Consider the following 24,622-nt stretch of genomic DNA (forward strand, 5'->3'; position numbering starts at 1 on the left):
GAATAAATGCGGAAGTGGCGGAATTGGTAGACGCACCAGATTTAGGTTCTGGCGCCGCAAGGTGTGAGAGTTCAAGTCTCTCCTTCCGCACCATTATTAGAAACCCAGCTTAAACGCTGGGTTTTCTTTTATCTCGTATTCAGAAAATAAAGCCCCCACGAGTCCTTATTAAAATCATAGACATAAAAAAGCCCAGCTCATGCTGGGCTTTTGGATTATAGCGATAATTAGCCAAGAAGACCAAGTGCCGCGTTTGGCGCTTGTTTGGCTTGCGCAAGAACAGAGCTTGATGCTTGGCTTAGGATTTGAGCCTTCGTCAATGCTGTGGTTTCTTTCGCAAAGTCCGTGTCTTTGATTCGGCTCTTAGACGCATTGACGTTTTCATTAATGTTGTCTAAGTTATTGATTGCATGGCCAAAGCGGTTTTGGAAAGCACCGAGCTGAGCACGGTGGCTATCAACAAATTTTAGCGCTGCATCAACCACTGCCACAGACTCTTGCGCACCACCAACGGTTGTGACATCCAAAGTATCGACAGTGACCGCTTGTGCTTCACCAATACCCAATTCACCTGCAAGGCTGCCACCAAAGCTAGCAACACCTTCGACTTTATTGTTATCAGTAAACACTTGCAGACGTCCCTCTTCGTCTACAGACGCTTTAACCATATCCGTTTGACCATTGATATAAGTCGCTAGCTCTTCGATATCATCACCTTCTTTTGCGTTGATAGTGATATCTTGTTGCTCACCAAATTTATCAGTCAAAGAGATAGTTAAATCATTCGCACCAGACTGAACAGCCCAATCTTTATCTTGACCATTTTCAGCACGGTAGCTATTACCACCCATTTGCGTGTTGTCACTACGCATGTTGTTCAAGCTTAGCATGACTGCCTCGCCGTTATCTGCACCGATCTGGAATGATTTAGTCGCGAACGTACCATTAAGTAGCTTGTTACCACCAAACGATGTGGTCTCTGCAATACGGTTAAGTTCATCATTCAGTGCCGTTACCTCTTCTTGAATCGCCACACGCTCAGACTTAGAGTTTGAACCGTTAGCTGATTGTAGAGATAGGTCACGCATACGTTGCAGAATGTTAGTGGTTTCATTCATCGCACCTTCAGCGGTTTGTGCAATTGAGACGCCATCATTTGCATTTCGTACAGCGACATCAAGACCACGGCTTTGGACGTTCAAACGGTTCGAGATTTGCAAACCTGCAGCATCATCTTTCGCGCTATTAATCTTAAAGCCTGAAGATAGACGTTCCATTGAAGCTTGCTGAGCATTACTCGCACTATTCAAATAGCGTTGAGCGGTCATTGCTGAAACGTTTGTATTTACATTCACTGCCATAGTGATTCTCCTGTTGGATTCTCCGACGAATCGGAAGTTGGGTTGGCTTTCCGACGTCTCAGATCACCAAGTTCTCTCAAAGTACCCTTGTTAACGACTCCAACTTGATAAGCTTTAGAGGAAAAATTCACCGCTAATAAAAACCTAATACTTTTTGCGGATTTAATGATATCTGGCACAAAAACGAAAATTACCGCTCAAGTTTTTCCAGGCTCTGCCGGGGCAAGATTGTTAATAATCATTACAAGTTATTGCACGTTACTAACAATAAGCGACACGTTTACCCATAATCTTGTTTTTAATCAGTATGAGTGCCCTTTTAAAATGATAAAACGCCTCACTTCGAAGTCACACAGACCGTAAGAATCATTAGCTCGACTTCATAACCAAACGCGCATTCAAACTCGCTTTGGCTAGGCGTTACACTAGAAAACATAATAAGGAATAAGGTATGGATTGGTATCTACTCGCGTTTAAGAATTATCTTGGCTTTCACGGCAGATCGAGACGTAAAGAATTTTGGATGTTCGTTCTGTTCGATACACTGATTCGTATCGTACTCGGGCTCGTAGAGCACCGCTTGCAGATTAGCTTTTTAAGCCCTGTTTATAGCTTAGTAGTCTTCCTGCCTTACGTTGGCGTTTCGATGCGTCGCTTGCACGATACAGAGCGCAGCGGATGGTGGTTGTTATTGAGCTTAATTCCGGTGATAGGAACCTTAGTGCTGCTGTTCTTTATGGTTTTAGAGGGCACTCAAGGTGATAATGCCTTCGGTCCGAGTCCGAAGCCAGTCTCATAGACACCAAAAAGGCCAGCGCCGTATTTAACGCGACGCTGGCCATTGAATAGTTAAATCCTTTCTTCCATGGCTGATTTAGATAGTTCGAAACGAACTATTGCGCAACCGTGTACTCAAACGGCGGAACAAAAATTTCGACTCGACGATTACGCTCACGCCCTTCAGGCGTTGAGTTGTCAGCAATAGGCTCACTCTCTCCTCGCCCTTCTGCACGAATTCGTGAAGCAGCAATTCCACGCTCTTGTAGAACTTTAGCCACAGATTGTGCCCGGCGTTCGGATAACTGTAAGTTATACTCTGCAGAACCGGATGAATCGGTATAACCGATGATATTCACGGAAGCTTGCGGATAAGTTCGAAGAAAACTCACTAGGCTATCTAAGCGTGCGTGACTTTCCGGTTTTAAGTTGGCGCTATTTAAGGCGAACAACCCTGAATCTAATCTTTGCGCTTCGAAGGTTTTGATAACAGGTTGAGGTGGTTTTTCAATAATCGTCGTTGTGATTTCTTTACTTTCTTTTTCCATCATCACTGGTACAGGCGTTGGCTTACCGCCAAAATCATAAATGAATCCGATAGAAATCAAATTGCCTTGGGTACGATAACTCTGATCGTTGACATCGGTAATGGTCTGATACTCCAAACGCAATGCGCCTTTGGTCATGACTTTAAACTCAAAACCGACCGCTCCGGTAAACGACCAATGGTTATCACCATCAAAATCGACATAAGCGCCCCCAGCACGGCCGTATATGGCTAATTGCTCCAGCACTGGATAACTCAATTTTGGTGTTAAGCTAAACGCGCTAATCGATTCATCACTCAATCCGTCCCCAGAAACACCGGTGGTAAACTCCCCCAAATAGTCATACCCCAGCTCGATACCGATATAAGGATTAAGGTTATAACCTGCGAATATCCCACCGCCCATATCTTCATCATCACACGCCTCCCCAACAACACAGGCATCGTCTAACCATGACTTACCTATTTTGGCTCCGATATATGCATCGGCGTAGGTTTGCGCTGAGAGAATAAAAAGCCCAAACCCACCAAGTAACGTCGTTAATTTATTCATCTTCACACCTATTTTTAGTTGTTTGCAGGCAATGGCTTCAGCAACAACCAAGCCTTTAATATGAAACTAAGTTTCTATAAGTATGAATTTATAATAGGAAAATATTAGCCATCCGCTGACTTGATAACGTTAATATTTACTCTAAATTCCTTACAAATATTACGGCTTAAAGAGTTAACAATCTGATTTAAATAAATTACTCAATAATAAATACGCAGAAAAATATTTACATGGTTCGTAAATAAAAAGCATAAATGATTCAATCAAAGGAACCAGATAACAGAAAAGTGCATTGAAAGGGTTCAGCGAGGAAATAAATTGCAGAAAAAAAGAAAGCCCCTTTTCCTTTGAGAGAACCGGGGCTAGGTGGTAGCTAAGCCAATGTGGAGATCGAGAGAAATGACACATTTAACTACCTAGGGGTGCGAAGGTTGATTCAATAATATAAAGCAGGTTTGAGAGAGAACTTTATACCATCTAATCATCCACGCGCTTGCCAAGAAATCCTTCATTAACCTCACGTCTGAGACCACGTTAATGAAGGCTCTTTTACTACTGCAATAACGTTAATGCAGAGTTTGGCAACTGTTTTGCTTGGGCAAGGATCGATGTCCCTGCTTGCTGCAGAATTTGAGATTTTGTCATTGCAGTGGTTTCTTTCGCAAAATCCGTATCACGGATTCGGCTATTCGATGCTGCAACGTTTTCTTGAATATTGGCTAAGTTATTAATGCTATGGTTCAAACGGTTTTGAATCGCACCTAGGTCTGCTCGTTGTGAATCCACGTACTTCATTGCCGCATCAATCACACCGACAGCGTTTTGAGCGCCGCCCACCGTCATCACATCAATATCATTGACGGTAACATTTTGCCCAGGACCACCTTCTAAACCCAGTTCGCTAGCAAGGCCACCCGAAATATTCAATTCGCCCTGGATGTTTGGCTCAGCCACGAAGATTTGCAATTGGCCGTTCTCGTTTACCGATGCTTGAAGCTGATCAGTTTGACCATTGATATAGGTGGCAAGTTCTTCCACGTCATCACCAGGTTTTGCGATTAAGTCAAATACGACCTCTTCCCCTTCTTTGGTGGTAAACTCAAACTTCATGTCGTTTGATTGAGCAGGGACACCCCAGTCTTTATTCTGACCATTTTGAGCGATAAAAGCTTGCCCACCCATTTGGAAGTCATCCGCACGTATACTGGTTAGCGCAACAATCATTGCCTCACCGGAACTGGCACCGATTTGGAATGATGATTCACCGAATGAACCATTAAGCAGGCGACGTCCACCAAAGGATGTGGTTTCCGCGATACGGTTCAATTCATCTTGAAGTGCCTCAACTTCTTCGTTCAACGCTGTACGTTCAGACACTGAGTTCGTACCGTTTGCCGATTGCAGTGCTAAGTCACGCATACGTTGCAGAATGTTGGTCGACTCATTCATCGCGCCTTCTGCTGTTTGAGCAATTGAAATGCCGTCGTTAGCATTACGCATTGCCACATCAAGGCCTCGAGACTGAGCCGTCAAGCGGTTTGAAATCTGCAAACCAGCCGCGTCGTCTTTTGCACTGTTGATACGCGCACCTGATGACAAACGTTCCATTGAGGTGTTCAAGTCACCAGTTGCTTTATTTAGGTAACGCTGAGCGGTCATCGCTGAAACGTTAGTATTTACATTAATGGTCATAGGTTGCTCTCCTAGTGAGTTCGCAAGTGCTTTGCGAAGCGGCCAGCTTAATCTCATTTGGAAGCACTGACCGAAATATGCCTTGCTAAAACCTGGCTATTGCCGGTTTACGAACACGTTGTTCACACAAAGATGGTTAATCAAGTTACGTAATACCTATATCAATATGTGTGCCAAGTTTAAAAATCATTTTTTACTCATTTAATTTCAAACACTTATACTAAAATTAACATCTATTTAAGTCTGTATATTGAGCGAATAAATGATTGTTTCTTGCTATCGGCAACAGAGTTTGCCGCTTATTTTGCCGCCTATTTGCCAGCGGCAGTTCACCAATTTACTTACCAACAAGTTCACTCCGCACATATGGCATTAGCACATAAGGCCGTGGAGTGAACGCATTTAGATATAGTTAAATAAAGTGAGATCTTTGGTTTTACCAAAAGCTTGTTGTGACGCTTGAAGTGCTCTTGAGTTTTCATTGAACTCAATCACCGCTTCGGCATAATCCAAATCCTCAAAATTACTTTTTGATTTGGCGAGCGTCATATTGAAGTCTTCATGTTGCTGCTCTTGAATATCGAGCGTATTTAAGCGGGCACCGACATCCGTCCGAGCTTTATTCAGATGAATAAATGCCGCATGAAATTCTTCAGTAATTTGGTGTAGCTTAGCGGTGTTAGAAATATCCGACACCGAGCCTGTGGTGTATTCCATGGCATCTTTGAAAGTATCAAAAATGCTATAAGTCTTACGCGGCTCTAAGGTTATCTCATCGCCTCGGTTAATTTGCCCTTTGATGTGGACATTCAACCCTTCGTATTGAATACCTTCTTTAGGGTCAAATTCATCAGCCGCGACCACCGAACCATTGCGTTCAATTTGATAACCGTATTTGTTATTCGGCATATCAACAAAGGTCACTTTATAAGTGGCATTGTCATCAGGGTCGATGTTGGTTGCACGCTCAAGAAGTAACTCCGAGGCACCTTTAAGATCGTATTGCGGCTCATAATCACCAAATGGGTTATCAATCTCCATGAATAGCTTGCTGCCAGGATCATTGATTGGCATTTCCAAGCTAGTGGAAATTTTCATTTTTCGTTGGTAATCATCCCCCGCATACTCGACATTACCGTCACGATCGCGAAAGAAAGGCTGGTTCTTCGGTTTGGTCCCCGCAAAGATGTAGTTTCCAGATTCATCTTGGACATTGACCAGATTCAAAAAGTTATTGGCTATCTCTTCCATCTCGCGCTTTTTAGCCAGACGATCTTCTGGAGACAACGCACCGTTGATGGTTTCCATCACTGTGCGTTTCGCCTCATCGGCATATTGCTCTGCGTTAGAAATGATGACCTCATGATGCTCAAGACGGTTTCGCGTCAGAACAATGGCATCCATGTACTGACGTAGTTGCTCTTTTTGCTGACCAATATTTTGAATATAGTGGGTCGCTAAAGGGTCATCACTGGCTTGCATTAACTTCTTACCCGAAGCCAATTGCGCCTGATTATGATGAATCTTGGCTTCTTGGCGACGTAAGTCATTTTGCACCGATTGATAATTATGGAAGCTCGCAATTCGATTTAACATGATTTATGACCTCCCTACTTCAGTGCCAAGATGGTGTTGAACGTATCATTTGCCGCCTGCATAATGCGCGACGATGCCATATACGCTTGTTGAAATTTCATCATATTGGCCGCTTCTTCATCGAGGTTAACGCCAGAGATAGACGCGATACGCTCCTGAGCAGCCTCTTTTTCTAACCGTGATACATCGGTCAAACGAGATGCGGTTGACTTTCTAAGCCCCATTTCTGTATTCAGATCGTGATAGACATCCAAAATGGTTGTCTCACCACCGTTGAGCTTTTTATCAGTTTGAATATTCTGCATTTTACGTAAATTGCCGTTGTCCCCTTCAGAAGGGACAAGGTTTGCCGTAAATTTGTCATTCGGCAGCGCCCCATCGGTTAATTCAAAGGTGGTCCCTTGAACGGTGACAGGCCCTGATGGCGGATAACTTTGCGGCTGCATCAGCACACGACCTTTAGGGTCGGTGACGGCAAATTGTGTTCCATCTGGAGAAACGACTACTTCAAATTCACGAAGCTCGCCGGCTTGCTTTATCTCAAACCCAGCAGTTCCTTGCGCGAACGTGGTCGATGCCTCGTAACTTTGAGCGGCAATGGTCGTAGGATCGTTGGTTTCCATTTTCATCTGTGCGGCGCCACGTCGAGTAGGACGAATTAAAACGCGCTCACCATCGGCGAGATCCTGCCGGATCTCCATGCGCATGCCATCAATAACGATGTCACCATCATCCATTTGAGCTTCACTCAGTTCACCATTTGGACGTGTCACATAATAATCGCCATCCACAGATTGCAGCTGATATTCACCCGCGACCACTTGCGATGTGTCTTCTAAGTAAACTCGAAGGTCAGCTTGTGAATTGGACGAGGTCACAACACGTGATTTGGCAACAACATCGGAGTTGATATCGGTAAACATCAGCCCCCCGACATTTCCTCTTAAATCAAGACCTTGAGATTGAAGTTCATTCACTTCATTCGAAAATGACGTGGCCATCTTACCCAGTTGGTCAAGGAGGTACGGAATTTGAGTATCACGCATATCAAGCATCGCACCCATTTTGCCATCAAGATCTTTACTGGTGATGGGTTTGATGCCTTTCCCTTCAAGCATGGCTAAACGGTGCTGATGGGTATCAGGATAACCTTCAATCATTTTTAATTGACTGGCTTCCGTTCCTGAAACCAAGGTATGCCCGTTACCAATATGGATATTAAAGCCTTCGGCGTTTTTACGTGGCGTGACTGTTACCTTGGTATATTCTGAGAGCTCGTTGACTAACTTTTCATGCTCATCCATTAAATCAAGATGTGGGCCTGGGGTTCGCATCATCAAACGGTGCAAATCACGAATCTCAACCGCTAACTGGTTGATTCGTTTAACGCCGAGTTCCAACTTTCGATTTGTCACATCGTATTGCTGACGTACCGTTTCATGGAAGTCATTCATGTTCTGTGTAATGAGGTCGGCTTTCTCAAGTACCACTTTACGTGCGCCGACATCATTTGGGCTATCGGCAAGTGACTTAACCGAATCAAACCATTCATTCAGATTTTCAGGAATTTTCTTTGAGGCGACAGAGGACAGCATATTCGATAACATCTCAAGGTTTTCCTCTACGTCTAGCTTACGCGCGTAGTGGGTAGTTGAGGTGTTAAGCTCTTTAACGGCAAATTGATCCCAAGAGCGGCGAACATTTTCCACATGCACACCCATACCGAAGGTTTGCCCACCGTATTGACGCGGCATGTTCGTGCCTTGAATCACAGACTGGCGGCTATAACCCTCTGTATTAACATTAGAAATGTTATGCCCTGTGGTGTTTAATTGTCTCTGAGAGGTAAGCACACTTTGTGCACCCAAATTCAGAAGATCCGACGCCATACTGCCCCCGAAAACCTTTAAAAATCAGCTGTTACTGAGTATCTAAAGAGATAAAAGCAAAGTGTGTGCCAAAGTGTTTTATTCTGCGCTGTAAATGATAAAAGCTTGCCAACTGGCAAGCTTTTTAAAGAGAGGGAAAGCTGTGGCGTTACTGCATTTTGTCAATTTTTTCTTTGACTCTGAGTACTTTATCCGCGTAAGTCGGATCCGTTGCATAACCCGCACGATGAATGCCATGAATAAATTGCTCCGAGCTGCCATCATGACGAAGTGCCGTTGTGTAACGTGGATTCTGCTGAAGAAAACGCACGTAATCATTAAAGCTATCTTGATAGCTTGAATAAGAACGAAATGCCGCTTTCTCTTTCACAGGGATACCTTGATGATACTCTAATGTTTGAGTCGCCATCTTGTCACCGCCCCAACGCTTATCCGCTTTAATATTAAATAAGTTGTTACTGCTGCCCTGACTGTTTTGAATCACTTTCTTACCCCAACCAGTTTCAAGTGCAGCCTGAGCCAACAATAATGACGAATCGACACCTAATACCTGGGCCGCTTTTTCAGCATAAGGTTTCATTGATGAAACAAAGGCTTCTGGCGAATCAAAACGCGTCGGTTCTGCTTGTTTCTGCACCGCCTCGACTTCAACAGCTGCCGCATTGACAAGTGGGTCATCATTTGCCGCAGTTGCCGCAGCTTGTCGGCGCTGATCAATTTTTTCCATCAACGCTCCGAAGTCTTGATCACGCGCTTTCGCATTAGGGTCATCTATCTGACCTGTACTTAATTGCGCCACAATCATATCGGCCAGCCCAAGCGACCCCGAATCGCTCAGTTCACTCGCACGCTGCTCATCAAGCATTTGACGAAAAAATTGCTGGTTTTGACTGTCCATTAGTCCGGATTCAAACGTTGCGTTAGCATCTCGCATCGACTTAAACAGCATGTTAGTAAAAATCGCTTCAAACTGTTTCGCTGCGGCCTTCAAAGCCGCCTGTTCGCTGTTTTTATCACCACCAACGGCCTTACGACGCAAGTTATCTAAGTTAGCGATATCATGAATAAAACCAATGTCGTTTCCATTGTTCATCATCGACTCCTTAGATAATAATCAGTTGGCCTTCAATAGCGCCAGCTTGTTTCAGTGCCTGTAAAATGGCCATAAGATCTGACGGTGCTGCGCCGACTTCATTCACCGCACGAACCAGGTCATCGAGGGTAAGGCCCGGCTCAAATTTAAACATTTTACCTTGCTCTTCCGTCACTTCGATATCGGTATCAGGCACCACTGCAGTCTGCCCCCCCGCTAATGCATTAGGCTGACTGACATTCAGGTTCTCTTTGATCGCCACCGTCATACCACCATGGGTAACAGCAGCCGGCTTTAGACGAACGTGCTGCCCCACAACAATGGTACCCGTGCGAGAGTTAACGATAATTTTTGCCGCGCCTTCAGCGGGGTCAAACTCTAGGTTTTCAACCGCAGAAAGGAACGCAACTCGCTGGGTAAGATCTCGTGGTGCTCGCACTCGCACTGAGGTGGCATCAACAGGAGAAGCCATTTGCGGGCCGAGGAAACTATTGATCGCATCAGACATACGCTGCGCGGTCGTAAAATCAGATTCTAATAAATTGAAGGTGATGTAGTCTCCACGGCTAAATGGACTTGGGATTTCCTGTTCGACAATCGCACCATTTGAAATCATACCCGCCGCAGGGTTGTTACCAACAACTTTCGACCCATCCGCGCCATTGGCACTAAAACCACTGACCACGAGATTCCCCTGCGCAACGGCGTAGATGCTGCCATCAAGACCTTTCAACATGGTTTGCATCAAGGTACCACCACGCAAGCTTTTCGCTGATCCAACAGAAGAGACCGTGACGTCTATCGTTTGCCCTTGTTTTGAAAAAGCAGGCAATGTGGCGGTCACGATCACCGCGGCGACATTTTTGGTCTTAGGTTTCGTTCCAGGCGGCAATTGAATACCGAAATTGCGTAACATGGCGTTAAAGCTCTGATCGGTAAAGGGAGTCGACTCCCCTGTCCCCGGCAATCCGGTCACGAGACCATAGCCAACAAGTTGGTTGCTTCGTACGCCTGCGACTTGAGAAACGTCTTTAATCCGCGCCGCATTCGCTTGCGGTGCCAGCAAAATCAAGCTGGAGATTAATAGCAACAGTTTTTTCATCGTGTTTACCTTCACTCTAAGTCGCAGTGCCAAAACTTCGACTTTTCTAATCACTAAAGAGCGACATTAAAAAATCGTGCCAAGAATCCAGGTTCTTGCATATCTTGGTTGGTTCCAGTGCCAGAATATTGAATTCGCGCATTGGAAATTCGAGTTGAAGCAATGGTGTTATCGTAATCTATATCTTGCGGACGAATCGTGCCGCTTAAACGAATGTACTCATCACCCGTGTTAAGCGTCAGCCATTTCTCACCGCGAATCAGTAAGTTGCCATTGGCTAAGACTTCAATCACCTCGACAGAAATAGAACCACTTAAGCTATTGCTCTGATTTGCCGCCGAACTGCCACTGAAATTATTGTCGTTGCTGAGGTTATAGGAAAAATTATAATCTCCTACGGTTAATGCTTGCCCCCCGACCTCTAGTGGTTCCATAGATGCATCGTTATTTTTTGACAGATCGGCATCTGAGCTTTTTGCCGCTTTGGTTGCCTCGTCTAACGTCACCGTGATGATGTCGCCGATACCACGCGGTTTCGAATCATCGTATAAGCTGGCCGACCTCGCGACATTGAACAAAGACCCCGTTTCTGCCGCATAGTGCTCGGGCTGATGCTTAGGGTGAATAGGTGCCCAAGCAGGATCATCCGCCACAGGATCACTACGCCCACGCAACGTATCCACAATACCAGCACTGTCTTGACTCGCTCGGTCACCTTCAACCGCATCAACGGTCGTTGTGCCGCGGACTACGTCTTCACTCTCAACAGGCGGTTGAAGTAGAGAACAACCCGACATCAAGGCAATCATCACTAAAGGCAGTAAACGGTTCATAACCTTAATCCTCAAAAACGCTTATAACTGCTGATTCACAAAGCTCATCATTTTATCGACGGCTGAAATCACTTTGGAGTTCATCTCGTAAACACGCTGAGCCTCAATCATATTGACCAACTCTTCTGTCACGTTCACGTTAGAGGTTTCGAGCATCGATTGGCGAACCTCACCAAAGCCATCAAGCCCTGGAACACCTTCTTGTGGATCGCCACTCGCCCCTGTTGGCAGGTACAAGTTTTGACCGATAGGCTCTAGACCGCCTGGGTTAATAAAATCAACTGTGGTGATCTGCCCTAGAACTTGGTTGTCTTGCTGACCACGTACACGTACAGAGACTTCACCATCGTTACCGACGGTGATGCTAATCGCATCCTCTGGGATAGCAATTTCAGGCTGCAGCGCGTAACCCGAACCAGAGGTAACAATGACCCCTTCATCGTTGACGGTAAACTGGCCGTTACGTGAATAGCCGATGTTGCCGTCTGGCATAAGAATTTGGAAAAAGCCATCGCCTTCAATCATCATATCCAAACTATTGTTCGTGGTTTGGGTATTACCTTGAGTGTGCACTTTTTGCGTAGCCACTACTTTTGACCCCGCCCCCAACATCAAACCACTGGGTAGTTCAGTATTTTGCGATGACTGACCACCAGGCTGGTTAATGTTTTGATAGAACAAATCTTCAAACACCGCGCGGCTTTTTTTGAAACCAACGGTCGAGGCGTTGGCCAAGTTGTTTGAAATGGTTGCGATGTTGGTTTGTTGAGCGTCTAAGCCCGTTTTACTTACCCATAATGCTGGTTGCATAATTTATCTCCTAACCCGTTATCAGCTCATACGAAGCAATGTGTCAGATGCTTGATCCATCTCTTCAGCGGTTTTCATCATCTTGGTTTGCATTTCAAATTGACGTTGCAAGTCAATTAAGCTGGTCATTTCACCAACCGCATTCACATTACTGCCTTCCAGAGCTCCTTTAAGGAGCTTGACGTCGGCATCAGCACGTAGGTTGCATTAGGATCTTTCGAACGGAATAAGCCGTTCACATCTTTGTATAAGGATTGATTGGGAGTGCGAGTCAACTTAATACGGTCAACGACTTCCATCGCGTCTGCCGGAGCGCCCATCGGTACGACAGAAATCGTGCCATCTCCACCAATTTCAATTTTACTAATTGGAATGGGTAAAGTAATAGGTGCACCCGTTTCACCGAGCACGAGGTTACCATTACCATTAGACAGTAAACCGGTTGGCCCAATATTAAAGTTTCCGTTACGCGTTAGACCCTCTTTGCCGGTCTTGTCCATAACAGAAATCCAGCCATCACCTTCAATCGTGACATCAAGGTCACGGCCAGTGGTAATCACACTACCTTGAGAGAAATTATGGCCTGGACGTTCTGTCATACTAAACACACGACTTGGCAACCCTTCGCCATACGCTTGCATAGAACGGGCGTGTTCTAAGTCAGCTCGAAAACCGGTTGTGCTGACGTTAGCAAGGTTATTCGCTCGAAGTTGCATCGCTTGCATGTTTTGCTTAGCGCCACTCATGGCAAGAAACAGTGCACGATCCATAATTTGCTCCTAAAATTCGTTATTCAAACCAATTAAAGCAAAGCACGTGCCAATATTTATTTACTATTAATTTCAGAGAGCTAAAAGGTAAAGGGAGGAAATAAAAAGAAGGTTGCCGCTAAATCGGCAAAGGAGCACCACCAGCATTGCCGCTGATGATGCTCCGGAAGAATACCTAACGATTATCGAATCTGAAGGATATTTTGTTGTAGCTGGTTATGGACTTCAAGTGCACGCGAGTTGGCTTGGAAGTTACGCTGCGCAGAAATCAAATCAACCAATTCTTGCGTCATATCGATATTCGACTGTTCAAGCGAACCACTACTGATGGTACCAAACGACCCTTTGTTCGATTCACCCCAGATTTTGTCACCAGAATCTTGAGTCGAATCCCACTGAGTTCCGCCTTTTTTGTCCAAACCTTGCTCATTGGCAACACGAACCAGGGATACGCGTCCCAACGTCACTGCTTCACCATTCGAGTAAGTCCCGAGTACGTTACCCGTTTCGTCAACATCGACTTTGGTCAAGAAGCCAGTGGTCGCCCCATCTTCATCAAACTTAGTTAATTCAAAGGGTGCGGCAAACTGCGTCGTTGAATCCAATTGGAAACCTAAGGTTTGCGTGACATCAGCACCGTTCAAATCGATCGGGTTTGGTCCTGAACCAAGTGGGTCTGACACAATAGGGTTACCATTGTTAATACTTGCTAACGTACCGTCATTGTTAAAACGCATGGTATGACCAACGTGACCACTTGGGCTAGTGACATCACCACCCGTGATGTTGATGGGTTTCTCACCTTGTTGGTCTGTGACGGTGTAGTACGTTTGCCATGTGTTCGGCTGATTTTGATCTTTCAAATAGTAAGTCGTCATTTTGTACGACTGACCCATCGAATCATAAATCGTTGAAGATGTTGAACGGTTATAAGTTTCCGGATCGCTGTAATCAAACAATGCCGGATCATTTAGATCGCCGTTCGCAGGTAAGTTAACCCCAACTTCAATTGTTGATGTCTGCTTTGGCTTACCAAACTCTGCTGGAATGTTGATCGGTTGAGGCTCATAAGAGAGCACTTCACCGGTGTCTTTATTCACATCATAACCCAACAAAAACTCATCATTGGCAGTGACCATGTAGTTGTCTTTGTTGATATGAAACGCACCGTTACGAGTTAACTCGTTTTGCTGAGGCGTTAAGCGATCTTTTGATACCGCGAAGAAACCTGTACCAGAGATACGCAAATCCATTGGGTTGTTAGTATAAATACTTGAACCTTCATGGAATTGTTGAGCAACTTTCGCCGCCTGAACACCTTGGCCTGGGGTGGTTTTTGCGTGTGTGAACAATGAGTTTGAGTACACATCGCCAAATTCAGCACGAGACTCTTTAAAACCAAACGTGTTGGCGTTGGCCAAGTTGTTACTGGTAGTATTCAAATCTAATTGAGCTGCGGATAGACCGCTAAGTGAAATATAAGACATTCCAAAATCTCCTATCTGGCTAGCGTATTATGCTTTGCCAACTTCTAGTACTTCAGCAAGTCGAACTGGCGAATCAAAGCCAGCCAGATTGAGCAGTACGTTGCCATTACCTTTACCAAGAAGCACGCTGTTCACATTTGCATACGTTGATACTGGGAACTCTTTGCTCTCGCCATCTAACAAACCCGCCGCTCTCACTTTGTATTTGCCAGCCGGCAATGGATTACCGTTTTGATCTTTTCCATCCCATTCAACGCGAGTATCCCCTGCCGGTTTCGCGCCGACTTCAAAGGTGCGAACCAATTGTCCCGCTGCGTCTTCCACTCGAACCATCAGGTTATCGAGTGACTTCGGAAGCTTAACCATTGCCGCCATACCCGCGTTATCTTGTTTTATCCCAGCAGCGCCAGGCACTAAAACGTCGCGACCGACCAGAGAAGACGCTTGCAACGCTTGGTTCGATGTCATTGAATCATTCAGCGTTTCGAACTGGTTGTTCATTTTGCCGATGCCATCCACCGTTGCAAACGATGCCATTTGCGCAATCATCTGATCATTGCCAACCGGCTTAAACGGATCTTGTTGAGCCAATTGCTTGGTGAGCAGAGATAAGAAATCTTCTTGTTTAAGATCTTGCTTACCTGTTGTTTCATCAGGCTTTTTTTGGTCTTGAAGCTGTTTAAGCTGGTCGATATAGGACAAGCCGCTTTGACCAACGTCATTGATACCAGCCATACGCTATCTCCTATCCTATTGACCCATCTGCAGCGTACGCAGCAGCATTTGTTTACTCGACTCAGCTATCTGAACGTTCGTTTGATATGAGCGTGATGCTGAGATCATGTTTGCCATTTCTTCCATTACGTTAACGTTTGGTTTGTAGATATACCCTTCGTCATTCGCAAGTGGGTGATCAGGGTTGTACTCTGCCGTAAGCGGCTTATCACTTTCTACAATACCGAGCACTTTCACCGGAACGTTATCATCTCGGTTGTAGCGGGCTTTACTTAACTCTGCGCCGAACACAGCATGACGCGCCTTGTAAGTATCTTTTGCTGAACTAGCGATACTGTCCGCGTTAGCTAAGTTACTCGAGGTCGTGTTTAGACGAACAGATTCGGCGCTCATGGCAGAACCAGTTACATTGAATACATTAAATAAGCTCATCTAAATTACTCCCCTTTAATCGCTTTCGTTAAGTTCTTGAATTTGCCGCCCAAGAAATCGAGTGAAGCTTGGTGTCTGAGCTGGTTTTGCATAAAGAGGTTACGCTCTACATCCACATCAACCGTGTTACCGTCACCGGTATCTGGCTGGTTAGGAACACGATAAAGTACCTCACCTGTCACGTTGGTAGAGGCAGCAATATGCCGCCCGTTAGTACGACTAAGACCAATACTTGCCTCCGACGTTGCCGCCTGCAAAGCGCGTTGGAAATCCATTCCTTTTGCTTTGAATCCAGGTGTGTTTGCTTGCGCGATATTGGTGGAAATCACCTCACTATTGCGCTCTCGCACTCCCACCGTGTACTGGTGGATACCTAAAGCATTGTTAAAAGAAATGGCCATAATCGCCTCTACACTATGAACAGTTTGTTTCTATCAGATTAAAAGCAACTAGTGTGCCAACATCTATAAAACTAGCTAAATTGCTTTTTTGTTATTGATTGAGCAAGTTTTGCGCCAACGGTAATTATGCTTGTCGCTCTGGTTACTCGAGATTTTGGAATTGTCTCATTGCTATATATAGTGCACCGCAAAAGAAAAGCCCAGCAATCACGCTGGGCTTTAACAGAATATCAATAGGGGGACTCCCTATTTCAATTTATAGATAATACCAGGATTACAACGAATCATTTCAAAGCGATCGGTGAGGCCAGTTAAAGACTCTGATGCCCCTAAAAGAAGATAGCCACCCGGATTTAGGCTGTTCGCCATTTGATTCAGTACTTTAGACTTCATATCTGGCGAAAAGTAAATCAGTACGTTACGACAAAAAATAATATCGAACTTACCAAGTAGCGCATAGCTTTCCATCAGGTTTTGCGGACGAAAGCTGACTAAACGCTTAACATTATCTTTGACTTTCATACGGTTATCACCCGCATCTTCAAAGAATGTGCGGCGACGTTCAGGGGACAACCCTCGCCCTAGAGCTAGGTTGTCATAAATCCCTGCACGACATGCTTCTAACATGTTGGTCGAAATATCAGTCGCCGTGATCGATACATTGGGTAATAAACCAGGTTTCTTTTGCTGCGTTTCCAAAATGGTCATCGCCATGGAATATGGCTCTTGCCCCGAAGAACTTGCCGCTGACCAAATTTTTATGGGGCGCTTATTTGCCGCAATCTCCGGCAATAACTTATCTGCCAGTACGGTAAACGGATACGAATCGCGAAACCATAATGTTTCATTGGTTGTCATGGCATCAACAGCAGCAACCCGTAATTCACGATTACGTCCGGTGACAACATCCTTTAAAAGATCAGACAATGAAGCCAGCTTAAACTTCGTCACTAGAGGACTCAAACGGCTTCGTACTAGATACTGTTTACTATCCCCCAATACGATACCGCACTGGGATTCCAAAAAGCGGCTGAAATCACGATATTCTTGATCGCTTATAGTTATCGCTGTCATTGATATCTCTTTATTTGGTTAGTGCAGACTTCACTGCATTCCCTAACTCATCTGGATTAAACTTCGCGATGAAGGAGTTAGCTCCTACCCGCTCAACCATTGCTTGGTTGAATACTCCGCTCAGTGAGGAGTGAAGAATAACATATAAATCTTTTAAGTCGCTATTACGACGAATTTCCGCAGTGAGAGTGTAACCATCCATTTCTGGCATCTCGATATCAGAGATAACCAAAGAGATTTGTTCGTAAATACTTCTCTCTTCAGCCATTTCGACTAACTTATCATACGCTTCTTTGCCATCTTTAACCGCGATCACTTCAAAACCGATGCCGGTAATGGCGCGCTCAACCTGTTTACGAGCCACCGTTGAATCATCAGCAATTAGAATACGGCGCACAATCGGGGTTTCAACTTCGGCTTTAGCGATATCTTCAGCAATGGTGCTATCCATGGTTTCATCGACTGGCGCAATTTCTGCAAGGATCTTTTCAACGTCGAGAATCTCCACCAGTTCGTTATCAATGTTGGTGACTGCGGTCAGGTAGTTTGATTTTCCTGCGCCTTCAGGTGGCGGTAAAATCGCTTCCCAACGCATATTAATGATACGCTCGACCGACGACACTAAGAAAGCTTGTATAGAGCGGTTGAACTCAGCAATAACAACAAAACATTTATCAATATCAGTGGTAGGACGACCACCAACCGCTAGACTGAGATCGATAACCGAAACAGTATGGCCACGAATATGAGCCACCCCTTTAACTAGACGATGTAAATTGGGCATCGCCGTGAGCTTTGGGCATTGAAGAACTTCTTTGACCTTAAATACATTTATTCCATAACGTTGCTGGCCCATAAGGCGGAACGTTAATAGCTCTAAACGGTTTTGACCAACCAGTTGAGTACGCTGGTTTACGGAATCCATGATACCCGTCATAAGCTCATCTCCATGCAAACTTTCTTATAAAAAATGTTAACCTACCTTCAGTAATAAAATCAGAGACAAAGAATGATGTTGAACGAATCTATCTCTAAAGCGACTTCCACTCCTAAGTGTAGAGCTTTCTATAAACTTTTTTCTAAGTCTATCGGATTTTTATTATTTTTCTTTAGTACTTGTGCGTTAAGTGCAACTGAAAATCAGATCCTGACCATACAAAACGCGGCACAAAATTACATTTTAGACAATATCGAGTCTCCTGAAGGGGGAAACCTTGAAGCGGATGCGAATGCCATTGACTCACGTATCTTTGCTACAGATTGCCCTGCGCCACTACAAACGTCCTCTTCTTCTCTAAGCTCAAGCGCAAGTAGTATTACAGTGTTAGTCGAATGTCCTGAGGATAACTGGCGTATTTATGTGCCGGTAAAATTAACCAAAACAGGCCCTCAGGTTATGTTGGTCAACTCAGTCAACAAAGGGCAATTACTCAATCGCCAAGATGTCACCATTGAGATGGTGGATTTATTGCGGTTTCGCCGCCAAGGTTTTTCAAATGTTGAGTCTGTGTTAGGTGCTCGAGCAAAGAAAAACCTGCGTCCTGGCGAGGTGTTAGAAGGCAACGACATTTGTGTCGTTTGTCGAAATGAAACGGTAATCATCAAGGCTGGTAAACCTGGAATGACCATCTCTACAAAAGGGGTCGCATTAAGTGATGGCGCCCAAGGTGAGCAGATTAGAGTGAAAAATAGCAAATCCAATCGTATAATTGAGGCAAGAGTCACAGGGATCGGCGAAGTTCGCGTTCAGTTTTGATACAAAATGAGCGAGGATTAGTTAACAATAATGTTTAATAAAAAAACACTAAAGTTATATACATCTAAGTCGATATTCACTGTACAGGTTTTTCACTCTTAATTTAAGAAGGCAATTATGGCAGGCATAGACAACATTCGTAGCGGGCAAACGTTGACCACGTCAACGCGCAATACTTCGCGTACGGATAGCAACGCATCAAGCAGTACGGAAAGCGCAAAATCTTCCTCTTCGGCGGCGCAAGATGCCGTGTCGCTTAGCTCTCAAGGCAAGGCGATTGGTGAGATGCACAACCAAATGGCTTCGCAGCCAGCGTTTGATAAAGCCAAAGTTGCAGCGATTAAAGAAGCCATTGCTAACGGCTCTTACTCGGTTGACCCTGAGAAACTCGCTGATAACATGGTGAAATTCGAGAAAGAACTAGGCGGGTTTTAGCCCGAGTAAATCATGGCGGCATTAAAAGATTTAGTTGAATTTCAATTACAGAGCGCCAAATCGCTCTCCTTGCTTCTTGAAAAAGAAAAAGAAGCGATCACCCAACGAATCTCAAAAAGCATCGAAGCCATCGCGCACGAAAAGATCACCTTGATCACCCAGCTGCAAACAACTGATGAACGGATCCAACGTCACCCTGATGTGAAAAACCTAACTGACGATCCTGACCTCAAGCCTTATGTCGATGAGATCCGTTCCGTCATTCACGATTGCCAGCAAGCCAATGATGTAAATGGTGAAGCGCTGAAAAATGCCCAACTCAGTTTTAATAAGCTCAATAACTTAATGAAGCAAAGCCAAGGAAAGTTGGGGATGACATACAACTCAGATGGCCAAACTCAAAATGTATCGACATTGGGGACTAACGTCAAAGCCTAATATCGCGGCATCAATACAGGTATGATTAAAATAAAAAAAGCGGCAATGATTGCCGCTTTTTTTATTTGAGAGATTAAGAGTCGTTAACCGTTAATAACGAAGCGTTCTAAAACAGCGTTTGCTGGCGCTTTTCAGGCACTTGTTGCACTTCACCATAATCACGTAGGCGATTCATTTTATTGATATCAAGCCTTAACTCAGTGACATAGCTATCACCGACTTTATAACTTCGCACCACCTCAGCTCCGCGAATCACTCCGTCGACGGCACCAGATGTCAACTCAGTACCTAAACGTTGATCTTGAAGCGCAGCACGGCCACTCACACGCATTCCATACACTTGCTCAGCGAGTTCACGATAAGCATCGATTTTGGATGCACGCATTGCACGAACTTGTTTCTCTTCGTCATTGCGCCCTTTCTGCTCACTGATGCTGGCATATCCAACGGCGGTTAGCCACTCACCGGTTCGCATGTTGGTCAGCGGTTGACAACCCACCATCATCAGAGCCGCAACCATTAGTAATAAAGTTCTCATTGCGGCTCCTATGGACGAAGAATAACAGTGTATGGCTGCGTCATGGTTGGATCTGAACGAATCAATACACCATCTTCCGTACGCATACGATTTAAAGTATCTAAATCTCGTCCAATACGGTCCGCAGGTAAAAACCCTTGCGCTGAGGCAACAACAATACGCGTTTGCATACCAATCACTCGGGCATTAATCAGTACCCCGCCCTCTTGGCGCAACATGGTTCCGGTTAAGACGTATTGGATATCTTGCTCTTTCGCGAGATTTTTCCAATCACGGCTAAATGCAAAATCGCCTTGGTGGGTGACTTGAATGGAACCGGTCGTTTTGAAATCGACCACCTTAAAGCCACGACGCTGGAACTGATAGATGAATCCTTCTGATACCGAGTTACCAAGCCAGTTCGTTGCATCCATATTTTGTAGGTCGACAAATGAGGTGACGGCAATTGGCGTTCTTGCCGATACACTGGTATTTGACACCATTAAATCGTCCGTCAGACTTTCGACGAAAAAGTCCAAAGTATGACGCGGGCTCTGCATTAACATGAATTGGGAGCCGGGATACGGCGCCTTACCATTATAAATGGGAGCATAGGAGCAAGCGGCGAGAAACACTGCAGGCACCAAGATTAACCATTTTTTCATTCTCTTAATCTCCAGAAATTTCGGCATTTTTGTTCCCGCTTTTATCTCTCTATAAAAAGTGGAACACTCTTTGCTTTTCTAAATCTGCTACCATCCAGAAACGCAATGCCTAAATCAGCTAAGACAAAACTAGCAAAAACTGTACCCAACTGGTAAAGAAGTCATGAAAAAATTGTTTTTCCCTCTGTTATCGGCTTTTATAAGCTTGATGTTGGCCCCAGTCAGCCAAGCTGCTTGGTATGAAGTAACGGGCTCGGCGTCAATTGTTTCTTCTCAAGAAAAAGCCCGTACCGATGCTCTGGAAGATGCGTTATATAAAGCCGTGAGTTTTTCTGGCGCAGATATAGGCAGCATCAGCAACCTGCGTCAATACATTGAGAGTAACCGCCAGCAATATCAGTTTTCTAACCATGAAGTCCATTATGTACTCATTGAAAAGGAACAAATTAGAGGCAATCGCCTGTTTGTCACGGCACGTATTGATATCTACCCATCGGCAACAGGTTGCCACGTAAACCAATACAAAAAGACATTTTTGGTCGGCAATATCGATATTGCCTCTCCACAGCAAGCGGTGATGGGGCAAATCTATAGCGTCGGAGATGACTTCGCCCAAGTATTAAACCGCCAGCTAGAATTGGAATCAGCCAGTTTTCTGTCAGTTGGAACAACGGATTATGAAATCAGTAAACAGTATCCTGAGCGCTTGAAAATGATTGCTCAAGATAGTGGCGCACAATACATTATTGGCGGTGTCATTAATGACTTAACAGCCACGATCACGCAAAACGCGCTGTCTGAAGATGACATCAACCGCCAATTCGCGTTGGAAATGACCGTCTTTGACGGCAAAACAGGCAATGAAATTTTTAGCCGCAACTATCGTGAAGTCGCTAGATGGCCTTTCGCTAAGACCAGTAAAGTCGACACCAAAAGTGCGCGTTTCTGGGCATCCACTTATGGTGAGATGATGTTAAGGCTGAGCCGCAACATCATGCTCGACCTAGAATCTGAGATTTCTTGTAAAGTAACCCTTCCTGAAATAGTGGCGAAATGGGACAACACCATTACGATGGATCTTGGTCGTATTCACGGCGTGCAAACGGGTGATAGATTGCAACTTTGGCATACGGGTTCGTTCATCGATCAGCGTGGCATCCCGCGCAATAAGGTCAGCCAAACCGACATCACACTCACGGTAACACGCGTTTATGAAAACGAAGCTGAAGTCTCTGTCGATCAGCCAGAACTGGCAGGAAGCATTCAGATTGGCGATGTAATGCACAAACTGTAGCCATTCGCCTTTTCAAGACTTAACTTTCGCTGAAAATTCAGTATGATAAGCGCAAATGCTCCCATGGCACAGCTGGATAGCGCGGCCCCCTCCTAAGGGGCAGGTCACAGGTTCGAATCCTGTTGGGAGCGCCAGCTCTATCAAGGGCTAAGCGGTTAGTAACTGCTTAGCCCTTGTTATTTTTCGTATAGCCCCAGTGGGTTTACTTACTTTCGCTACCTATTTACGGCTCGACTGCCCACAAGCTCTCCCGCTTTTTAGGCTAAAAGCATTCATTGAAATTATCAGCGGCGAGCTAATAAATTCCTTCGAACAATACCCTTTTCTCACTTATAAAACCCGTTGTGACTGGATTCAGATTTCAAACCTAAAGATTGGCAAAACCGAATAACATCCCGTCATTTAGTGCTAAGTTAATGCTCAATGGTCGCAAATTTGTGAATTATTTTTATCAGATAAAACAGCTCTACCTATAATTTATTATCAAATTGAACGTGAATATAAAAGAGAGCCCAACATGAACAATAAAAGAGTATTTGACGAGTTGGTTATAGAAAGCATCGATGCGGGTGACTTCATTTGCGCTATCGACAAACAGCGTAACCAAGTCTGGCCGATTGAAATCGACTCACTTTGGACACAGCCAAAAGGCAATAATATTTTATTTATGGTGAAAGCCCATAAAGGTGATGATTTCCTTTATCGTCGCTCATTTAGAAACGAACAAGATGCCATGGCTTATATGAATACCGTCAGCAGCTTGATGCATGAATTGGGGCAAAAGAAAGTCGAACGTCAACTGAGACGTTAACCCAAGCCATCAAGTTAATCCCTACCTGACAGAATAGATACGTATCAATAAATGATGATAAAAAAGCAGTGGTTTTACCCTTTACTCGCCACTTGGTTTCTAAGTGGCGTTTCTTTTGCCAACGATCAACAAACCTCGCATTTAGACCACAACCCATTCTACATGGGCATTGACTGGCTACCTGCAAATCAAGCAACTCTTGATTCCGGTGGAATTTCGATCAGTGAATCCGGTGACATCGGTGACATGGGCTACAACTTAGTGGCGGGCTATGAGCTCAACACGCACCGCGTCGTTAAAGTTGGTTTAGAAGCTGAATATCGTCAGTTTGGCGACGTCAGCGTCTTTGACTCCTTAACTCTTGAAGGGCAAGGTGTATTTATTAATGTTAAACCCAAATTTATCGTCGAGTATGAACAAGTGGATGTCTACGTTGCGCTTCTAGCTGGCCTAGGGCGCTTGGATGTTAAAGCCAAAATCCCCAGCATTGGCTTTTCTGAATCGACAACGGAGACAGCCTACCAATTCGGTGCCGAACTTGGCTTTAGACTAACGTCACATTGGGATGTTCACTTGGGCTATCGCGCCGCAAAACTTAGTGACGACCAACTCGATATTCAATTCGATGGTGGCTATGTGGGCGCTCGCTATGCTTTTTAACGATCAAAGCTTGCTCAATGAGCAAGCTATCAAGATTTCTCGCTTAAGATTGACCTAACGCTAACATAACACCAACGAAAAGTCTGGATGACTAAGGTAAGTTCCCTTTCTTTATGTCTATATTTACTCAAACCATTTTATAACCCCAAGTAAAATGAGACATTCCTCCAAAGACCATAATGAAAAAGCGTGGTTTTCTGGATGCATCCTTTTATTGACGCTGCACAGACAAAAGGCTGAGCCCATTCCTCTATTCTGTTTCTTTACACCTTTCCATTTAAAATATTTATTAATATAGAATGTTGATAAGCACACAATGAAAAAGAGCAACCTGGTTACCAATACTGGCCATCGCTTTATTTCTAAAGCTAAGACTGCATTTAAGATACATATCCATACACCTGATGATACCGTTTTACACCGTTCGGTAGGTTATATTCGCATTGGGGAAAAGAGAGGACTAAAGAAAGCCATTAAGCTTCGCAATGAATTGGGAAGTGAAATGTGGGGTAAGTTTTGGCGTCGCTTGTTAAAAGATCCCTACTTAATGACTCGTCTTCCACACTCTTTAGAACCCAAAATCATCTATAAACCTCGCCCAACAAAAGATGATCCAAACGCCAAAGATGAATGTTACATCGCAGCTTGGCGCAACTACGATAAAGACGGTAAGCTCATCTATAAAAGTGTGGTATGTTCGATTAAAAAGCATGGTCGACTTGGTGCCTATACCAAAACCAAAAAAGCATTGTTAGAAGCTAATAAAGATAATCTGGAAATACTTGAATTTATGGGTAGGCTTTCCAGTATCGATTTGAAGTAAATAAACTTTGCTTTGCGCTTCTCTGTTTTTGAATCGATTAGCTGGCCCCCAAAAAACACAAAGCCCTGACC

At 44.6% G+C, this 24,622-nt stretch carries 25 protein-coding genes, 2 tRNA genes and 1 pseudogene; 10 read left to right on the plus strand and 18 right to left on the minus strand.

The features are described from left to right. Positions 1–8 precede the first annotated feature (8 nt). Positions 9–93, plus strand: a tRNA-Leu gene (locus ACFFUV_RS08330). A 134-nt stretch (positions 94–227) separates the two neighbouring features. Here the strand turns inward: ACFFUV_RS08330 and ACFFUV_RS08335 are convergent. Then, complete coding sequence (locus ACFFUV_RS08335) at positions 228–1,361, minus strand: flagellin (protein WP_390191147.1); 1,134 nt, start codon at positions 1,359–1,361, stop codon at positions 228–230. A gap of 451 nt (positions 1,362–1,812) precedes the next feature. Here ACFFUV_RS08335 and ACFFUV_RS08340 point away from each other — a divergent pair, with 451 nt between their 5' ends. After that, complete coding sequence (locus tag ACFFUV_RS08340; RefSeq protein WP_390191148.1) at positions 1,813–2,160, plus strand: DUF805 domain-containing protein; 348 nt, start codon at positions 1,813–1,815, stop codon at positions 2,158–2,160. A gap of 94 nt (positions 2,161–2,254) precedes the next feature. On the opposite strand, the gene ACFFUV_RS08345 is transcribed toward ACFFUV_RS08340, so the two are convergent. The 15 genes and pseudogenes from ACFFUV_RS08345 to ACFFUV_RS08415 form a co-directional block, all read right to left on the minus strand. Continuing rightward, positions 2,255–3,238, minus strand: coding sequence for an OmpA family protein (locus ACFFUV_RS08345; RefSeq protein ID WP_390191149.1), 984 nt, complete (start codon positions 3,236–3,238; stop codon positions 2,255–2,257). A gap of 552 nt (positions 3,239–3,790) precedes the next feature. Beyond that, on the minus strand, positions 3,791–4,930 hold the full coding sequence (locus ACFFUV_RS08350; protein ID WP_390191150.1) for a flagellin: 1,140 nt from the start codon (positions 4,928–4,930) through the stop codon (positions 3,791–3,793). A 402-nt stretch (positions 4,931–5,332) separates the two neighbouring features. Next, positions 5,333–6,526: a flagellar hook-associated protein FlgL gene (flgL, locus tag ACFFUV_RS08355; protein ID WP_390191152.1), complete on the minus strand. Its 1,194-nt coding sequence runs from the start codon at positions 6,524–6,526 to the stop codon at positions 5,333–5,335. 14 nt (positions 6,527–6,540) lie between these two features. Then, complete coding sequence (flgK, locus tag ACFFUV_RS08360; protein ID WP_390191154.1) at positions 6,541–8,415, minus strand: flagellar hook-associated protein FlgK; 1,875 nt, start codon at positions 8,413–8,415, stop codon at positions 6,541–6,543. A 148-nt stretch (positions 8,416–8,563) separates the two neighbouring features. Continuing rightward, positions 8,564–9,511 (minus strand): flagellar assembly peptidoglycan hydrolase FlgJ, encoded by a 948-nt coding sequence (gene flgJ / locus ACFFUV_RS08365; protein ID WP_390191155.1) that lies wholly within the window; start codon positions 9,509–9,511, stop codon positions 8,564–8,566. Positions 9,512–9,518: 7 nt separating this feature from the next. Continuing rightward, positions 9,519–10,610, minus strand: a complete 1,092-nt coding sequence (locus ACFFUV_RS08370; protein WP_390191156.1) for a flagellar basal body P-ring protein FlgI — start codon at positions 10,608–10,610, stop codon at positions 9,519–9,521. Between the two features lie 53 nt (positions 10,611–10,663). Continuing rightward, a complete protein-coding gene (gene flgH / locus ACFFUV_RS08375; protein ID WP_390191159.1) occupies positions 10,664–11,443 on the minus strand; it encodes a flagellar basal body L-ring protein FlgH in 780 nt (259 codons plus the stop codon). 21 nt (positions 11,444–11,464) lie between these two features. Continuing rightward, positions 11,465–12,253, minus strand: a complete 789-nt coding sequence (gene flgG / locus ACFFUV_RS08380) for a flagellar basal-body rod protein FlgG (RefSeq protein WP_390191161.1) — start codon at positions 12,251–12,253, stop codon at positions 11,465–11,467. 21 nt (positions 12,254–12,274) lie between these two features. Continuing rightward, positions 12,275–13,023: pseudogene (locus ACFFUV_RS08385) on the minus strand (flagellar basal-body rod protein FlgF). A 182-nt stretch (positions 13,024–13,205) separates the two neighbouring features. Next, a complete protein-coding gene (gene flgE, locus ACFFUV_RS08390) occupies positions 13,206–14,510 on the minus strand; it encodes a flagellar hook protein FlgE (protein WP_390191163.1) in 1,305 nt (434 codons plus the stop codon). A 27-nt stretch (positions 14,511–14,537) separates the two neighbouring features. After that, a complete protein-coding gene (gene flgD / locus ACFFUV_RS08395; RefSeq protein WP_390191164.1) occupies positions 14,538–15,245 on the minus strand; it encodes a flagellar hook assembly protein FlgD in 708 nt (235 codons plus the stop codon). Between the two features lie 15 nt (positions 15,246–15,260). Next, the gene (gene flgC, locus ACFFUV_RS08400) at positions 15,261–15,677 is read right to left on the minus strand and encodes a flagellar basal body rod protein FlgC (RefSeq protein ID WP_390191167.1); all 417 of its coding nucleotides are present in this window, start codon (positions 15,675–15,677) and stop codon (positions 15,261–15,263) included. A gap of 5 nt (positions 15,678–15,682) precedes the next feature. Continuing rightward, complete coding sequence (gene flgB / locus ACFFUV_RS08405; RefSeq protein WP_390191169.1) at positions 15,683–16,078, minus strand: flagellar basal body rod protein FlgB; 396 nt, start codon at positions 16,076–16,078, stop codon at positions 15,683–15,685. 246 nt (positions 16,079–16,324) lie between these two features. Further along, on the minus strand, positions 16,325–17,152 hold the full coding sequence (locus tag ACFFUV_RS08410; RefSeq protein WP_390191171.1) for a CheR family methyltransferase: 828 nt from the start codon (positions 17,150–17,152) through the stop codon (positions 16,325–16,327). Between the two features lie 10 nt (positions 17,153–17,162). After that, positions 17,163–18,089 (minus strand): chemotaxis protein, encoded by a 927-nt coding sequence (locus ACFFUV_RS08415; protein WP_390191173.1) that lies wholly within the window; start codon positions 18,087–18,089, stop codon positions 17,163–17,165. Between the two features lie 72 nt (positions 18,090–18,161). Here ACFFUV_RS08415 and flgA point away from each other — a divergent pair, with 72 nt between their 5' ends. The 3 genes from flgA to ACFFUV_RS08430 all read left to right on the plus strand — a co-directional run bounded on the left by flgA (position 18,162) and on the right by ACFFUV_RS08430 (position 19,781). Further along, positions 18,162–18,908 (plus strand): flagellar basal body P-ring formation chaperone FlgA, encoded by a 747-nt coding sequence (gene flgA, locus ACFFUV_RS08420; protein WP_390191176.1) that lies wholly within the window; start codon positions 18,162–18,164, stop codon positions 18,906–18,908. Between the two features lie 117 nt (positions 18,909–19,025). Beyond that, entirely contained in the window at positions 19,026–19,343 is a 318-nt protein-coding gene (gene flgM / locus ACFFUV_RS08425; protein WP_390191179.1) for a flagellar biosynthesis anti-sigma factor FlgM, read from the plus strand. 12 nt (positions 19,344–19,355) lie between these two features. Beyond that, a complete protein-coding gene (locus tag ACFFUV_RS08430) occupies positions 19,356–19,781 on the plus strand; it encodes a flagellar protein FlgN (protein ID WP_390191184.1) in 426 nt (141 codons plus the stop codon). Positions 19,782–19,887: 106 nt separating this feature from the next. On the opposite strand, the gene flgP is transcribed toward ACFFUV_RS08430, so the two are convergent. Together flgP and ACFFUV_RS08440 are read right to left on the minus strand one after the other, a co-directional pair. After that, entirely contained in the window at positions 19,888–20,319 is a 432-nt protein-coding gene (gene flgP, locus ACFFUV_RS08435; RefSeq protein ID WP_390191186.1) for a flagellar assembly lipoprotein FlgP, read from the minus strand. Between the two features lie 8 nt (positions 20,320–20,327). Then, the gene (locus tag ACFFUV_RS08440) at positions 20,328–20,963 is read right to left on the minus strand and encodes a FlgO family outer membrane protein (protein WP_390191188.1); all 636 of its coding nucleotides are present in this window, start codon (positions 20,961–20,963) and stop codon (positions 20,328–20,330) included. A gap of 163 nt (positions 20,964–21,126) precedes the next feature. Here ACFFUV_RS08440 and flgT point away from each other — a divergent pair, with 163 nt between their 5' ends. From flgT to ACFFUV_RS08465, 5 genes are all read left to right on the plus strand, one after another. Then, positions 21,127–22,257: a flagellar assembly protein FlgT gene (gene flgT / locus ACFFUV_RS08445; protein WP_390191189.1), complete on the plus strand. Its 1,131-nt coding sequence runs from the start codon at positions 21,127–21,129 to the stop codon at positions 22,255–22,257. A 57-nt stretch (positions 22,258–22,314) separates the two neighbouring features. Further along, positions 22,315–22,391, plus strand: a tRNA-Arg gene (locus tag ACFFUV_RS08450). Between the two features lie 383 nt (positions 22,392–22,774). Further along, positions 22,775–23,068, plus strand: a complete 294-nt coding sequence (locus ACFFUV_RS08455) for a hypothetical protein (protein ID WP_390191191.1) — start codon at positions 22,775–22,777, stop codon at positions 23,066–23,068. A 51-nt stretch (positions 23,069–23,119) separates the two neighbouring features. Next, positions 23,120–23,728 carry an outer membrane beta-barrel protein gene (locus ACFFUV_RS08460; protein WP_390191194.1) on the plus strand — a complete coding sequence of 203 codons (609 nt, stop codon included), beginning with the start codon at positions 23,120–23,122 and terminating at the stop codon, positions 23,726–23,728. 316 nt (positions 23,729–24,044) lie between these two features. Further along, on the plus strand, positions 24,045–24,551 hold the full coding sequence (locus tag ACFFUV_RS08465) for a Fe3+-citrate ABC transporter substrate-binding protein (RefSeq protein ID WP_390191197.1): 507 nt from the start codon (positions 24,045–24,047) through the stop codon (positions 24,549–24,551). Positions 24,552–24,622: the final 71 nt, after the last annotated feature.

The sequence above is a fragment of the Vibrio olivae genome (assembly GCF_042428525.1).
Lineage (GTDB): Bacteria > Pseudomonadota > Gammaproteobacteria > Enterobacterales > Vibrionaceae > Vibrio > Vibrio olivae.